Genomic DNA, 15687 nt, shown 5'->3' with positions numbered 1-15687 from the left:
CCTTACTGCCGGTTCGGGTTCGGGCCTTGGCCCTTTTCATCAAGCAGGTAGCCGGTCCGGAACCGGTCAAGACGATAGGGCTTGGCAAGTTCATGCGGCTGTTCTGTGCTTAGAAGATGAGCAAAGCATTCGCCGGCTGCGGGTGTTGCTTTGAATCCGCCGTAGCACCAGCCGCCGTTCAAATAGAGACCCTTGATCGGCGTTTCGTCGATCACCGCATGGCCATCCATGGACATATCCTGCAAACCGCCCCATGCCCGCAAAAGACGAGCGCGCGACAGCATTGGGAACAAGGTCACAGCGGCTTCAATCACCGATTCAAAGACCGGCAGGTTGCCCCGCTGGGCGCAGGAATTGTACTGATCCAGGTCGCCTCCCATAACCAGGCCGCCTTTGTCCGACTGCGAAATATAGAAGTGACCTGCGCCATAATTGACTTGGCCGGGAATGATGGGCTTGAGCCCTTCAGACACGAAAGCCTGAAGAACATGGCTTTCGATTGGGGTACGAATGCCCGCCATGTCCATCACTCGGCTGGTATTTCCAGCTACCGAGACACCAACCTTCCTTGCGCCGATGAACCCGCGGGTTGTCTCAATCCCCAGGACCTTACCTTGCTCAATCCGGAACCCCATAACTTCGCAATTCTGAAGGATATCTACTCCGCGCCTGTCGGCCGACCGCGCATATCCCCAGACCACAGCGTCATGGCGGGCGGTGCCACCGCGCCGGTGAAGATAGGCACCCGTGATAGGGAAACGTCCGTCGAAATTCATCGAGGGGTACATCTTGCGCACCTGCTCAGGCCCCAAAATCTCGCCATCTGTGCCTTGCATCCGCATGATGTTGGTTTTGCGATAGTGGTCGTCCCTCTCTGAGTCGTTGTGGTGCACGAACAACAAGCCACGCTGTGAGTGCATGACATTGAAGTTCAACTCCCGCTCCATCTTTTCCCACAGGCCAACACTGTGATCGTAGAAGCGGGTATTTGGAGGCAAAGTGTAGTCACCACGCACAATTGTCGTGTTACGCCCGGCATTGCCGGACCCAATCCAGCCTTTTTCGACCACTGCGATGCTTTTCTCACCATATTTCGTCGCTAGGTAATGTGCAGTCGCCAACCCGTGGCCTCCGCCGCCAATGACAATGATGTCGTAATTGGGTTTGGGTTCCGGATTGCGCCAAGCAGGCTTCCAACCTTTTTGGCCATTCAAGGCCTCTCTAATGACTCTTAGCCCTGAGTACCTCATGGCATTCTTTTCCTTTATGGCATGGGTGCCCATTTGGCACCCAGTTCGTGGAACCGGCCAGTTTCAACGCTGATGTGGGCAATGCCGAATCCCATGTTCTGGAACGCTTAATGCTCATAAGTTAATCGATTAACTTCCAATTCGTCAATCACCTTCAACGCCAATAGGAGTCGCAGTTCAAGTATCGCTTACAGTGCTGGGCGTTCGCCCGGGTGGGCGGACGCGTGCCCGATACTTGCGTATCGGGCGGGTAAACGCGATCAAATGCGACACCCTCCAAAAGACAACTCAGGCAACCAAATGGCGATCTTGTGCCTGATTCACGAATCGGGACGACTACAAAGCTCTTGAATGGTGGCGACAAGTTTCGCATCTATGGCACGGTTGGTTGTATCATTGCGGTTGTTGTGGCGCCTTGCGCCCGGCAGACGAGATCCCGGAATTGCCTCGTATTTTTCGAAAAACTCTTCGCAATGGCCCTCCCAACCTTCACCGGCCAGTAGTGATGGCGAAAATGCCAGGAAAAACTCTCCCCCACGGGGAGGGCCACCATCACCGTTGTCGGCATCTTGCGCTTCATAGCTAAACCGTTCACCGGTCGCACCAGCCGCCAAGAGTTCAACCATCGTTGCAATAGCAGAACCCTTGTGCCCTCCGAAGGGAAGCAAAACGCCTTTCAAGATTGCTGCCGGATCGGTGGTTTCATTGCCATTTTCATCCAATCCGGTTCCAAGGGGGACCGAATGGCCATCTCTTGCGGCAATTGCTACATCGCCGCCGGCCATTGCGGAAGTTGCCATGTCGAATACAAATGGTGGTTTGTTTTTCCGTGGCCAGGCAAAAGCGAGCGGATTGGTACCAAATAAAGGCTTGTTTGAACCATGTGGTGCGACATTTGGCATATAACTTACACAAGCCATCCCTGCCAAATTTTGTTCGGCCAATGCCTCAACTTCTGGCCAAAGGGCGGCAAAATGATGCGTGTGGGTAAGAGTCATTGCTGCGATACCGAACTCACTCGCTGCTTTCGCCAGCGCTGGAATACCTCGCTCGATTGCCAAGGGGGCATACCCATCGTCGCCATTCGCGTTAACAATTACAGGTGATTTGTTGGAAATCTGCGGATCGGCGGCGCCGTTGACCTTCCCACTACGTAGGGATGCCACATATCCGGGCACCCTGAACAAGCCGTGGGAATGAGACCCGTCTCGCTCAGCAGCAACAACCGTCCGGGTCAGGGCCCCGGCGTTTTGAGGGTCGCATCCATTTTGGGTGAATGCTTCTAGTGCGAGATCATGTATCTCACTTAGCGATAGGTTTACGACGGTCATTAGAAAAGCCTCCTCAGCCGGGCACGGAACGAAATCGAAATGTGTAGCGCAGTATTTTTCATGACTTTCTTCTTTTGGTGTTTGGGCCATTGTTCATGGCTGGTGATGTTGCGGAATATCTCAATTCAACGGTCCCAAGTGTTTCGAGAACCGGTGGATGCATGCTGCGCCGAAATCAGTCGCTGGCAATGAGGGTTCTCGACTGCCGCCAAGCTCAATTCCCAAACGCGCTGCGGCCAGCATCTTTCCATAGGTCAGGAAATGTGGAATTCCCTGCATGATAAAGCAGAGAACCGGCAATAGATCGGCATATAGCTTATCGGCCCGCTCTTCGGTCCCAGCAGTGAATTCAGCGAAAATTTCGCTGGTCTTATCTACCGTATCAATCGCCGGGATCAGCCCACTGGCACCCGCGCGCAGGTTGTCAGGTAATTCCAGTCCGCAGCGGCCATTGAAAAGCATCACGCTATCCCCGAGCTCTGACGCAACAGACTCAAGATCGACGGCGTTGCATTCCAGTTTCGCGATGGTGAAATTTTTGTGGTCATTCGCAAGCGCGATCAAGCTCTGGTTGCTTAGTCCGAAGCCAAGGAACTCCGGCGCATTCTGGACCCCAATCGGGCAATCGACCGCCGAGATAATCTCGGAGAAGAAGCCCGCCAGCTTTGCATCGTCCATTTTCTGCGAGGGAGGCTGGAGCATCAGCGCCGACGCACCGCTTTGAATTGCTCGCTTCGAAAACTCAATCTGCTCGGTGATCGTATCGCCATAGACGGTCGCTAAGAGCGGCTTGCGTCCATCAATGCGCTTCGCGACGACTTCAAGGACCTCGACGCGCTCATCGAATGAGAGCTTCGAGACCTCCGTACCCAACCCCAGAATCGCAACTCCGGCAGCCTGGGTGCCCAAAGCCGCATCCACCTGACGCCGAAACGGATCCTGGCGCAATACACCGCGATCGTCAAAGAACGCATAGAGCATTGGATAAATGCCGGGCGATACGACCGCAGGTGAATTGTCTTGCAATGCTATCATGTTACCTCCAAACCATTCTTCTTGTCGTAGGCTTCTGCGGCCCGACCAACGGCGTCCTCGTTCAGGGTAAATCCAAGGCCAGGGGCGGACATGACCGGAATTTTCCCGGCATTTGGCGTCAGATCCGGGCTTTCGACGATGTCCTCTTGCAGGAGCTGCCACATGATCTGATTGCCATCATCCAAATTCGGAACACCCGACGCAGCTTGTATCGAGGCGCAGGTGGTAATTCCGGTCTCCCAAACACCGTGAATACACACGTTGATGTCGAATACCTGAGCTATCGCAGCGACGCGGCGGAACCCAAGAATACCTCCAGTTTCGTGCAGACCCACAGTCAGCAGGCTTGCCGCACCGCTGGAGCACATCGAGTGAGCCTCCTCTAGTGTGTACACGGACTGGTCGGCGGCAATTGGGACTGAGCAGGATTGTTTCAATGCCTTCAATGCCGGAACGCCGGCAATCGCCGACACCGGCTGTTCAACCATCTCGAGATCATACTTGGCGAGCTTATTGATCATCACCTGGGCCTCCATCAAGTCCCAGGCCTCATTCGGGTCGATCCGAAGTCGCTTGTTGCCAATTGCCTTTCTGACAGCTTCGACATTGGCCATATCTTTATCGTTGGTGTATCCGGCCTTGAGGTAAATCACTTCAAAGCCGTCCGACGCCAACTGACCGGCATGTGCTGCAACCTCTTCCGTACTGTCTCCCTGGACAAACCCCATGAAACTCACCGTGTCATGGATCTTCCCACCCAACAGGGCATGAACCGGCAGATCCAACGATTTGCCAAGTGCATCCCAAAGGGCCAATTCAACACCTGCAAACGCAAAATTGCCTATTCTTGGATGAGATTGGCTGGCATAGTGATGTCCAAAATTTTGCGTAAAGAGCTGTTTCATCAAATCGGTGATCTGAGTGATGGGCTGCCCTATCAGGACCGTTTTAGCGGTTAGTAAGAGCGCATGGATCGCCTCTGGGGACGTCATCGTCGGGGCGGTTTCGCCGTAGCCGACGACGCCCGCATCCGTTTCGACCTCAATCAGGATTGTTGTTTGACCAAGATTCTTGCCCATGGCCCAGACATAGGGCGTCTTGAACTTGGAAAAGAGCCGTGTGAGGCGAATATCTTTTATTTTCATGACCTTGTCTTCCATTAGGTTTATCTTCTGTCTAGTGTGATCGAGTTACTGCATAGCTGGATGCGTCCAAGGCTGTTGGCTTGCCCATGATGAGGTCAGCAAGCAACTCTGCCGACCCGGTGGCGAGGGTCCAACCCAGATGGCCGTGCCCGGTATTGACCCAAAGCCCCTTGCTGGATGCTTCGCCGATATAGGGCAAACCGTCAGCACTCATCGGGCGGAATCCAGTCCACGGCTCGCGCTTGCAGCCGTCAAGCGTCTGCGCAAGGTTGGGGTAAACGGATTTGGTCAGGCGATCGAGTTGCCGGATTATTTTGGGGCTTAGAGTGTCGTCATGCCCGGCGAACTCGGCAATTCCAACAGCGCGCAATTTGCCATTTATTGGAACAATCCCGACATGCATCCCTTCGTCGATAACGGGATACGAAGGCAGGTCGTTGACGCCGGTTGTATCGTATGTGACCGAGTACCCTTTCACGGGGCGCACCAAGATTGATCTTGCGTCGTTTGCAGCCAATTTTCTTGTATTGGCCCCAAGGGCCAGAATGGTATTCTTCGCCCGAATATCTCCGATTGTTGTACGCGCGCCGATGACCTTTTCGCCTGACATCAGCAGTTCATTGGCTTGGCAACTAACATGTATTATCTGACCGGAAGCGACGAGGTCATCGCGGAGGATTTGACAGAATTTTCGCGATTCCGCCACCACATCAGCGGAAAAACGAATTCCGCCTGCCAGCTGCGGGGCCAGCGCTTGAAGGTGCGGCTCAGCCTCAACAGTTTGATCAGGCGTTAGTGCCTCCCAATCTAGCCCAACCTCACTGAGGTGACGATTGGATCTGATCTGGGCTTCCAGACCTGGTTGGTCGCGGTAGATTTTGATGGTGCCACATTTTTTGGGTTCGAATTGGTCTGCGTATCCTTTGTAGTATTCCTCAAAGACATCCATGGAAAAGAGCGCCAGTTCGAGCAATCGGCGCGTATGGAGTTCGTGCAGATGCGGCTTTGAGTTCTTGAGAAATTGCAGGCCCCATTTGAACAGGGACGGGATAGCTTTCGGCTTGATCCGCACTGCGGAATTTTGTGTCACGATTGACCTCAAAAGCGTGGACAATATCCCTGGCGAATTCCATGGCATAGTTTGTGAAGGCACCAGCATCGCACCGTTTGCAAAGTTGGCACCAAGACCGACATCCTCGTTGGCCTCCACCAGCACGACCGAGCAGCCGCGTTTGGCCAATCGGTGGGCCGTTGTGATGCCAATCAGCCCACCGCCGATTATGAGCGCGTCCGCCATCACGACTTGTCCGTGATATGAGCGTGGGCAGCGAAATCAAAATTGGCTTTCGGAGCCAGAATTTCAGCCACGACAACCGTCGCCCGGTTTGAAGGAACAGAGTTTTGCATACCAACTTCTTTCTATTCTGGCTGGTGTTTTCGTGTTGCTAGGAGCCGAAGAACATGTTCGGCAACCAAAGAGCGATCCCAGGGATAAATGTGGTGATCAGCAAAGTTGGCAGCCAAGCAAACACGATGAAAATCAGTGTCGGCCAGATCAGTTGTCGGACCGGCACGTCTGTCACTTGCGATCCGAGATACAGAAGCGGTGCCGTTGGCGGCGTGATGTTGCCCATGCCAAGATTAACACCAAGAACTGCGGCAAAGTGGATTGGATCCATTCCAGCTCCAACAGCGATGGGTAGCAGAAGCGATGCGCTCAGGATGATTCCGCTGATATCGTCCATCAGCATACCAATCAGAAGCATGACCAGATTGAGCATCAGGAAAATCATTATTGGGTTATCTGAAATGGAATAGATCAGATCCTCGGCGAGACCGGGAATATCTTCGAAAATCAGGAAGCGGCTGGCGATTAAGACTGTGAAGATCATGACCATGACCACGCCGATCGTGATCGCCGAGTGTTTCATACTTTCATAGAAGGTTTTGAGTGTCAGGCCGCGGTAGACGAAGAAGCCCACCGGAATGGCATAAATTACGGCGACGCCAGCGGCTTCGGTGGGCGTCATGATGCCACCATAAATGCCGCCCAGAATGATCAGTGGCATCAGGATCGCCGGTGTTGCGATGGCTGTTTTACCAGCAAGTGCACGGAAGAAACGGTCCGGAACTTCGGTAACCTGAATTTCGGTATCCTTCCGAAGGATCACGAAATTCACGATGATCAACAGGGTCGTAAGGATCAGCCCTGGTACGACCGTTGCGAGGAAACATTCAAGAACGTTCAACTGACCGACCCAGGCATAGAGCAACTGCGCGCCGCTTGGCGGGATCAATAGGCCTAAGGGGCTTGCACAGATCACCAATGCGCCGGAAATGCCTGCGGGATACCGTGCCTTGCGCAGATGCGGCATGATGATCGAACCGATGCAAGTCAATGTGGCCGCACCACTGCCCGAGATTGCGCCGAACATCGCACTGGCCACGACCGAGGCAGCACTTAGCCCGCCGCGGAGATGGCCGAACATGAGCTCGGCAATCTCAACGATCGGTTTTGCAATTTTGCCCCGCTGCATAATATCGCCAGCCATGATGAAAAGAGGAATGGCCAGCAGGATAACTGAATTCATCTTCCAGTGGCCCGTCGCGAAGAACCCAGAGACATCGTACCCTCCGGTATAGGCCAGAAGGATCAGCACACCGCCAAAGGCCAATGGAACCGAGACGCCGATTGCCAGCAGAACGCAGATAAGGATTATGGCGATGAGGATTACCATGTCACAACCTCCTCCTCATCGGGCTCTGCCCGTCGCGCATTCTCCATGGCCTCGGCATATCGATCGGGGCCCACGCGCAGCATCAGGAAGATCGACAAGGCGCTGTAGAACGCCATGAACACGAACCCCACGAAAATTCCAAAGCGTGGAACAATAAACGGAATCTTCAGGGCGATGGTGGTTTTCCATCCAGGATATGCCGCGATCTCATCCGCAATCATCAGCCAGGCCCAGTAAACAAGTACCAGCGTTATCGACAACTCGATGATCTGGATCACGAGCTTGCGAAGCCACAGCAGTGTTGAATTTTCGGTGACTGTATCAAGAAGATCAGCATTGATCTGCTTGTCGTAGTAAGTGCCAAGCGCACTGCCCAAGAAGAAGATCCAGAAGCAGATCGGCATGAGCCATTCTTCGTAGGCAAAAAGATCGCGTTCCAGAACATAGCGAAACAGCACAACGAAAAAGAATGTGATCGGCAGTATCGGTAGAGCGACGCTCACCAGGACCGACTTGATCCAAACCATCAGCCGAACGAACCGGCTCAGACCGGGTGGCAATGCATCTTCAAATAGTACCATCGAAAGTTCACTCCCCGTTAAGAGGGGGATGCCAGACAATCACGGCATCCCCAATTAATGAGCAACCAAAGAAAATCTTGGTTACTTGGCGGTCAGCTCGTCGATAAGGTCCTGCCCAACCACGTCCGCCAGTTCCGGCCAGACGTTTTCCTGGATGTGGGCAACCATCGCAGCGCGCTCTTCAGGGCTGTACTCAAGAATTTCCCAGCCAGCTTCCTTCAGCTTTTCGACGAAGCCTTGATTGCGGTCCCAGGATGTGTTGATCGCAACGTTGGCGGCTCTCTCGGCGGCAGCCCGGATAACGTCGCGCTGTTCCTGGTTCAACTTCTCCCAGGACTTGCCACTGGCATAGAATGATGACGCTTCGATAGCCGTGTTCACGGGAATAAAGTATTTCCCCACGCCGGCGGCCGCGAAGGTCGAATAGGCCCATTCCGGCGTACAGCAGATCGCTCCGTCGATGACGCCAGATTGAAGCGCTGGCAGAACCTCCGCCCAGTTCATCGTTGTCGTCCGATACCCGAGGCTTTCGGTGGTCTTTTTGGCGACCTCTGAACTCCAGACGCGGATGTTCACGCCCTTATCACCGAAACCGGCATAATCGGTAGGTTTTTCGTTCGCGACAATACCGACCAACCCTTCGCCGGTATTGGCAAGATAGACCAGCCCCAGGTCGTCCATGATCCCGGCCAGGATCTGGTTAAACTTGGAGTCCGGGTTGCCGTAGACCGCTTTCAATTCGTCAAAAGTCGTCACCAACCCTGGCAGGTTCATGACTTCCAGCCGAGGATCGGCCTGAGCGTAGATGAACGCTTGTACAAGGTCGATATTGCCGCGAATGGCATCCTCGATCAGTTCTTCGCCGGATCCCAACTGTGAGGCCGGGAAATAGGAGATTTTCACGCCTACGTCTGCGTCTTCAATCTCTTTGATCATGTTTTCGACAATCTCATGGCCGAAGTGGTTGACTGGATAGGTCCCGGCCAATTTCAGCCTGACCGTGTCGGCGAGGGCTGTTGTTGCAAGTAGGCCTGACAACGCCAGACCCGAGATTATGCCGAATGCATATTTTCCGAGTTTCATAGTTTTCCTCCCGTTGAAACTGCGCTTGCGCTCCGGAATGCGTAAACTGCTTTCCGTCGGTGCCGCTTCAAGTTAATCGATTAACTTTTACAAATCAAATTAAATCGATTAACTCTGACTTCTCATGGGCAACTTGCCCGAAAGAACGTTGGAAATTACTACCCTAGGCAACCATAACCATAGGAAAAATAATAAGAATGCAGAAGCCGACCCTTAGTCAAATCGCAAAACAGTTAGGACTTTCCACTGCAACTGTTTCTTTGGCGATGAAGGAAAACAGCCGAATCTCGGACCAGACGCGCGCCAGGGTCAAAGAAGCGCTGCGCGAATCTGGCTATGTCTATCAGCGTTCCGCGGCAGGATTGAGGAAGTCAAAGACCGACACGGTGGGTATCGTGCTTAACAACGTGTCCGACCCGTCCTTCAGCGAGATTCTGGGAGCGATTGAAGGTGAACTTGCCAAAGTAGGAAAAACGGTCTTCCTGTGCAATACGGATGAAAAAGTGGAGAGACAATCCGAATTCATCAGGAAAATGTCTGAGTACAATGCAGATGGCATCGTCCTGGTTCCTGCGATTGGAACTCAGGCGACCGACCTGGAAGAGATGAAGAAATTCAGCCCCCCAATAGTGTGTGTCTCGCGAGAGATCAGTGGCTATCCCATCGATTCAGTCGTGGCTGATGAGACACTTGCGGGTTACACGGCGGCAAAACATCTGCTTAACCTTGGTCACAGACGCATTGCCGCTGTTGGCGGCACAGTCAATATTTCCCCATTTAACCGTCGCATGAAAGGCATCAGGCAAGCATTTGACGAAGCGGGTCAAGAGTTCGATCGTGCGCTTGTTTTCGAATGCCGCCCTGTTCGTGCTCAGGGATACGAAGCAGCGGCGAGAATTCTGGATGTCGAAGATCCGCCGACTGCTGCCATCGGATATAATGCTATCGTCACCCTTGGACTGAAAGCCGGTTTGCAGAGGTTGGGAAAAAAAATCGGAGAAGATTTCTCGTTGATCGCGAACGAGGGGATCGATGAGTTGCAACACACCAATCCGCCGCTGAGTACGACAAGCATTGATCTGCAAGAGATGGGGAGAGTTGTCATTCAACATCTGCTAAGCCGTATCTCGGATCCGACAGCGCCAACTAAACTCACTCTCGTCCCGACAGAATTGATCCTGACTGATAGCGTTAGCTCACATCGTTAAAGTATGTCGCGTTCTATCGTATTGATTTCGACCAAGTGCAGTATACGGTCTCGTTGGGTTGAGAAGAATGTGGGAGCGGCCTATGTCGCGAACGTGAAAATCACCGGCTCCTCCCGCAAGGCACCAATCCAAGAACTGTTCTCATCATGCCATAGTTGGCCGAGCGGGGCAGTTGCGGCCTATGTTTTTGGTTCAACGATGCAACCGCCCAGTCTTACTTCACTTGCCCCAGGACAGGACGAGCGGATCAATCGGCCGAAGAATATCCAAGAGCCCCGCAAGGGTCTCAGGATGCAACGGTGCAATCGGGTGGCGGCAGCAGTCGGAATTGATCACCCCCCCTCCATCATCGCGGCCTTTGAGGCGCGCCAAAGGCACTGGCGGTTTTCGAAGTTGATCACCGGCAGCACCTGACGGTAGACTTCGGATGCACCTTCGCGGTTGCCTTCGGCGTGCAAAGCCAGAATGGGCTTGATCTTGTCGGGAATTGTGGCAGAGGTCATGGTGCCAGTAGCTCCGGCATCCAAGTCGGCCATCAATGTGATACCTTCTTCACCGTCGAAGGGGCCTTGAATCGCGTCACCGCCTGCAGCAATAAGCTCGCGCAGCTTACCGGTTGCCGGAATGCACTCGATCTTAAAGAGCTTCACCATCTCGATTTCGCGGGCCATCCTGACCAGAAGCGGCACAGTCAGATCATTGCCGGCCATCGGCGCATCCTGCACCATGATCGGGATGCCCACCTCGCCGACCGCTTCAAACTGCTGAAAAATTTGCTCCGGCGTCCCCCGCAGCGTTGTCCCGTGATAGGGGGGCATCAGCATCACCATGCTGGCGCCAAGCGATTTCGCGAGACGCGCGCGCTCCACCGCAATCTGGGTTGCGAAGTGGCTGACAGTCACGATCACCGGCACCCGGTGCGCCACATGTTCCAGCGACAATCGAGTCAGCACTTCGCGCTCTTCATCAGACAGCACAAACTGCTCGGAGTAATTCGCAAGGATGCAGATGCCATCGACGCCCGCATCGATCATGAAGTCGAGCACGCGCTTCATACCCTCAAGGTCGAGTGTTCCATCGTCATGAAAAGGGGTCGGGGCAACCGGCCAGATGCCTTTGTACATTTTAGCCATAATATTATCCTTGGACGTTCATTTCAGATCTTGAGGCAGCAGTGCCTCTGGCATGTTTTGGAAGCATACAGGCCGAAGGAAACGTCGGATCGACAGAGTACCCACCGAGGTCGCACCAAAATTTGTCGAGGCCGGATAGGGGCCGCCATGGACCATCGTGTCAGATACTTCGACGCCGGTCGGAAAGCCGTTGACCAAAACTCGCCCCGCCTTGCGCTCAAGGATTGGCATCAAGGCCTGCGCCTGGGCAGTGTCGTCTTCACTCATATGGACGGTGCAGGTCAGCTGCCCTTTAAGTCCCTTCGCAACAGCAGTCATTTCGGCCGCATCTTCTGCTTCGACAACCAGGCCCAGCGGACCGAAGACTTCCTCGGCCAACGCATCATTTGCCAACCACTCACGCGCAGTGACGCGGAAAAGGTACGGCGTTGCATTGCGCAGGACGCAGGTGGTGGTGAGGATTCCCTGCACGCTGGAATTGGCGCGGATCCGGTCGCGCCCATCGCGATAGGCTGCGGCGATCCCGTCAGTCAGCATTGTCTGCGCGCCAACCTGCTCCAATGCCTTGGTAGCTGCCGCAACAAAACGTTCGGCATCTGCGCCCGACTGCACGACGGCAATCCCTGGATTGGTGCAGAACTGGCCGGCTCCCATAGTCAAGGAGCCGGACCAGCCCTCGCCCATTGCCTCAGCACGGGAGGAGAGAGATCGTGGCAGCAGGAACATCGGATTGACTGAGCCAAGTTCGCCAAAGAACGGGATAGGCTCTTCGCGGGATGCGCACAGATCGAACAGGGCCCGCCCGCCACCCAGCGAACCGGTAAAGCCAACCGCCCTAACCAATGGATGCTGAACCAGCGCAGCTCCTACGTTCCGCTTGCCTCCTTGGATCAGGTTGAACACGCCAGGGTGCAGATCCATCGCCTTCACGGCCTTGTCGATGGCTTGAGCCACCAGCTCCCCCGTTCCCGGGTGCGCTGAGTGGCCTTTGACCACTACAGGGCAGCCTGCGGCCAATGCTGCTGCGGTGTCACCCCCTGCGGTCGAGAAGGCCAGTGGAAAATTCGAAGCACCAAAGACCGCAACCGGGCCAATGGGCCGCTGAACCATATACAGCTCAGGCCGCGGCAGCGGCTGCCGGTCAGGCAAGGCGCTGTCATGGCGACGGTCCAGATAATCGCCTTTCAGGATATGCTCTGCGAACAAGCGCAGCTGGCCGACAGTCCGACCGCGCTCACCGGTCAAGCGAGCCTCGGGCAAACCTGTCTCCTGGCTTCCGATCTCAGTGATTTCATCTCCAAGGGCGTCAATTTCATCCGCAATCCGGTGCAGGAACGCCGCACGTTTTTCCACGCCAGAGTAGCCATAGGACCAGAAAGCCTCTTCAGCCGCCTCACAGGCACGTCCGACAAGATCCACCGTTCCGACAGCAAAGTTATGGGCGGAGCCGTGAGCAGGCTGTGATGAAAAAGTGCTGGCGCTGCCTAGCCATTCGCCGGCAATCAGATGTTTTCCGTTTAGCATGAGTGTCTCCGTTCAGAGCAGGCCACGGCGGGCCAAATTGCGCATCAGATGCGAGGCTGCGAAGTCCCAGGGCGGGCATTCGGTAGAAAGGCGCACGGTATTGACCAAAGCACCCAGATCAGAGTTTGAAATGGTCACGACGTCGCCCATTTTGTGCGTGAAACCACCCCCGGGGTGATCACGGTCCTGGGTTGGAGCGAAAAGGGTTCCCATCATCAGCATGAAACCATCGGGATACTGGTGGTGCGCACCATAAGCCTGCCCAACCAGGTCAAGCGGGTCGCGGCTGATCTCGGCCATTGTGCTGTGACCGTCCATCACAAAGCCATCCTCCCCGGTAACCCGCAAATCAAGTTCCGCTTTACGCACATCCGCGATCGAATAGGTTCCATCAAAGAGGCGAATGGCAGGTCCTACCGAGCTGGCAGCATTGTTGTCTTTTGCCTTTCCAAGCAGCAGCGCCGAGCGGCCTTCGACATCGCGAAGGTTCACGTCGTTGCCGAGCGTGGCACCCTTGACCTCACCCCGGCTGTTTATCGCCAGAACCACCTCCGGTTCCGGGTTATTCCAGCGCGACATTGGATGCAGGCCGACGCTTGCACCCCAGCCAACCGAAGACAGCGCTTGAGCCTTGGAGAAAACTTCTGCATCCGGGCCAATTCCGACTTCAAGGTATTGCGACCAGGCTTCCTCGGCGAGAAGCGCGTTCTTCAATTGAATTGCTTGGTCTGACCCGGGAACAATCCCGGTCAGGCTATCGCCTAAAATAGTCTCGCAGCGCCCGCGGATCACCTTGGCCTTGGTAGGATCACCGAGTGCCTGCTCTTCAATCACCCGCTCCAACATTGAGGATACAAAGGTCACGCCACATGCTTTAACTGGCTGCAGATCGCAGGGCGCCAGAAAATAGGGTAATTTAGGATCAGGCCGTTCGACGGAACTCTCCTCGAGCTCGCCCAGCGTGCAAACTGCTTCGCCTGAGGCAGACTTGATCCAGCCCGCCGGATCGTCCTGCTCAAGCAGGTCGCGTACTGTTGCCACTTCACGCGAGGTCACATCGACAATGCATCCGTCGCGCAAGTGGCAAACCGAAGGCCCTGAAACCGCTGGATTCCAGACCCGCAAAACAAAACAGCCCTGGTCAGGCAAACCGATATGCATATTCGTATCTCCAAGTGCTGTTACGCCAGTTTGACCGCTCAGAAGCGCCCGTAGGTCAGGTAGGCTTCTTTCGGATCCGTCCCGCTACGGATAGCCGAGCGGACCTTGTTCTCGGTGTTCATCACTTCCTCGACCTCAACCACGATCTCTTCTGCGATTTCACCTGGGATAAGGATGGCCCCATCAATGTCGGCAATCAGAAAATCCCCGGGCTTAACGACAACGTCACCGATCTGCACAGGGACTTCCATTTTGTCGACCGACCATGCGCCCACCACATCGCGGGCGGTGTAGAAGCGATGGAAAACGGGGAAACCGATGTTACGAATGAAATTGCTGTCCCGACACCCGCCATTGGTCACATATCCGCGCACACCGCGCATCTGGAGCGTCTCGGCAGACAGTTCCCCCATCATCGCGATGTCGTCAGTGTGGCCATTGCAAACTACGACATGGCCAGACGGCGCTGTTGAAAGGAAACCCGTCCAAGCCAGCAGAGCATCATCAGCACTAATCCCAGGTTTTGGTGTTCCTGAAATTGTGAAAACGGGACCAGCAAGAACATGAGTATCGTCAATCGGCCGGATGTCTTTGGGCAGAACAGTATTGTCTATCCCTCTCTCGCGCAGGGCGTCATAAACTGCACCGCTGTAGCATTTTGCAAGGCGTTCGGTGAGAGCGGCTTTTTTGTCATTATCTGTCATGGGTTTTCCTCCAAGTGACTTAATTTACAAGAGTTAGTAGGTGGCCCGGCCGCCAGACAGATCGAATACAGCTCCAGTGGTGAAGGAGTTTTCAGGTGAAACCGCCCAAACGATCATCTTCGCGGCCTCTTCGACTTCCAGGAACCGGCCACGAGGGATTTTGGAAAGCATATAGTCAATGTGCTCCTGGCTCATCTGGTCGAAAATCCGGGTCCGGGCCGCAGCCGGCGTCACGCAGTTTACTGCAATATCGTAGCCAGCCAGTTCCTTGCCCAAGGACTTAGTCAAGCCGATCACCGCGGCCTTGGAAGCCGAATAGGCGGAAGCATTAGGATTGCCGTCTTTGCCTGCGATGGACGCGACATTCAGGATGCGTCCATAGCCTTGCTCTCGCATTCCAGGAACGCAGACGCGGTTCACATAGAATGTGCCGTTCAGGTTAATGTCGATGATCTTGCGCCAAGCTTCGGGATCGTAGGTGTCCAGCGGTTCGTTGGGACCTGCGATCCCAGCACTGTTGATCAAAATCGAAGGAATTCCCGCTGCCTCGCAAGTACGCTTGTAGGCCGCTTCCACCGAAGACAGATCGGTGATATCGCAGTCCACCGCGAAAGCATTGCCGCCCAGAGCAGCCATTGCGTCCCCGTTGCTTGCATCAATGTCCCAGCTGACGACCTTCGCACCTTTTTCGATCAGAAGCCGAGCCGCAGCCAGGCCTATTCCCTGCGCACCGCCGGTTACGATTGCAACTTGGTTTTCCATCACTTTGTCCTCCTGATGAAAATCACGGCTAC

13 protein-coding genes and 1 pseudogene are annotated in these 15687 nt (G+C 54.7%); 1 reads left to right on the top strand and 13 read right to left on the bottom strand.

The genetic code is table 11. The features are described from left to right. Positions 1 to 2: 2 nt before the first annotated feature. The 8 genes from AC2FLB_RS18855 to dctP all read right to left on the bottom strand — a co-directional run bounded on the left by AC2FLB_RS18855 (position 3) and on the right by dctP (position 9163). Positions 3 to 1250: a sarcosine oxidase subunit beta family protein gene (locus AC2FLB_RS18855; protein WP_106607585.1), complete on the bottom strand. Its 1248-nt coding sequence runs from the start codon at positions 1248 to 1250 to the stop codon at positions 3 to 5. Between the two features lie 320 nt (positions 1251 to 1570). Then, complete coding sequence (locus AC2FLB_RS18850) at positions 1571 to 2671, bottom strand: Ldh family oxidoreductase (protein WP_496677006.1); 1101 nt, start codon at positions 2669 to 2671, stop codon at positions 1571 to 1573. Positions 2672 to 2701: 30 nt separating this feature from the next. Beyond that, a complete protein-coding gene (locus AC2FLB_RS18845; protein ID WP_496708009.1) occupies positions 2702 to 3616 on the bottom strand; it encodes a dihydrodipicolinate synthase family protein in 915 nt (304 codons plus the stop codon). Continuing rightward, a complete protein-coding gene (locus AC2FLB_RS18840; RefSeq protein ID WP_496677000.1) occupies positions 3613 to 4761 on the bottom strand; it encodes a mandelate racemase/muconate lactonizing enzyme family protein in 1149 nt (382 codons plus the stop codon). Before AC2FLB_RS18840 ends, AC2FLB_RS18845 begins: the two co-directional genes overlap by 4 nt. A 31-nt stretch (positions 4762 to 4792) precedes the next feature. Next, entirely contained in the window at positions 4793 to 6058 is a 1266-nt protein-coding gene (locus AC2FLB_RS18835) for an FAD-dependent oxidoreductase (RefSeq protein WP_496676997.1), read from the bottom strand. Positions 6059 to 6206: 148 nt separating this feature from the next. Further along, positions 6207 to 7499, bottom strand: coding sequence for a TRAP transporter large permease (locus tag AC2FLB_RS18830; protein ID WP_496676995.1), 1293 nt, complete (start codon positions 7497 to 7499; stop codon positions 6207 to 6209). Beyond that, positions 7493 to 8080 carry a TRAP transporter small permease gene (locus AC2FLB_RS18825; protein ID WP_496676992.1) on the bottom strand — a complete coding sequence of 196 codons (588 nt, stop codon included), beginning with the start codon at positions 8078 to 8080 and terminating at the stop codon, positions 7493 to 7495. Before AC2FLB_RS18825 ends, AC2FLB_RS18830 begins: the two co-directional genes overlap by 7 nt. Before the next feature lie 81 nt (positions 8081 to 8161). After that, positions 8162 to 9163, bottom strand: a complete 1002-nt coding sequence (dctP, locus tag AC2FLB_RS18820; protein ID WP_496676989.1) for a TRAP transporter substrate-binding protein DctP — start codon at positions 9161 to 9163, stop codon at positions 8162 to 8164. 197 nt (positions 9164 to 9360) lie between these two features. Between dctP and AC2FLB_RS18815 the strand changes: the two genes are divergently transcribed. Further along, complete coding sequence (locus AC2FLB_RS18815) at positions 9361 to 10371, top strand: LacI family DNA-binding transcriptional regulator (protein WP_106607283.1); 1011 nt, start codon at positions 9361 to 9363, stop codon at positions 10369 to 10371. A 219-nt stretch (positions 10372 to 10590) separates the two neighbouring features. Here the strand turns inward: AC2FLB_RS18815 and AC2FLB_RS18810 are convergent. The 5 genes and pseudogenes from AC2FLB_RS18810 to AC2FLB_RS18790 form a co-directional block, all read right to left on the bottom strand. After that, positions 10591 to 11504, bottom strand: a pseudogene (locus AC2FLB_RS18810) (dihydrodipicolinate synthase family protein). Between the two features lie 18 nt (positions 11505 to 11522). Next, positions 11523 to 13028, bottom strand: coding sequence for an aldehyde dehydrogenase (NADP(+)) (locus tag AC2FLB_RS18805; RefSeq protein ID WP_142638776.1), 1506 nt, complete (start codon positions 13026 to 13028; stop codon positions 11523 to 11525). Positions 13029 to 13040: 12 nt separating this feature from the next. Beyond that, positions 13041 to 14189, bottom strand: a complete 1149-nt coding sequence (locus AC2FLB_RS18800) for a fumarylacetoacetate hydrolase family protein (protein WP_106607286.1) — start codon at positions 14187 to 14189, stop codon at positions 13041 to 13043. A gap of 38 nt (positions 14190 to 14227) precedes the next feature. Further along, positions 14228 to 14893, bottom strand: a complete 666-nt coding sequence (locus AC2FLB_RS18795; RefSeq protein ID WP_106607287.1) for an RraA family protein — start codon at positions 14891 to 14893, stop codon at positions 14228 to 14230. Positions 14894 to 14926: 33 nt separating this feature from the next. Further along, a complete protein-coding gene (locus AC2FLB_RS18790) occupies positions 14927 to 15655 on the bottom strand; it encodes an SDR family NAD(P)-dependent oxidoreductase (RefSeq protein ID WP_106607586.1) in 729 nt (242 codons plus the stop codon). Positions 15656 to 15687: the final 32 nt, after the last annotated feature.

The sequence above is a fragment of the Ruegeria sp. CDSA236 genome (assembly GCF_059611285.1).
Note: the sequence above shows the minus strand (reverse complement) of the source record. Positions and strands in the feature narration are given on the sequence as shown.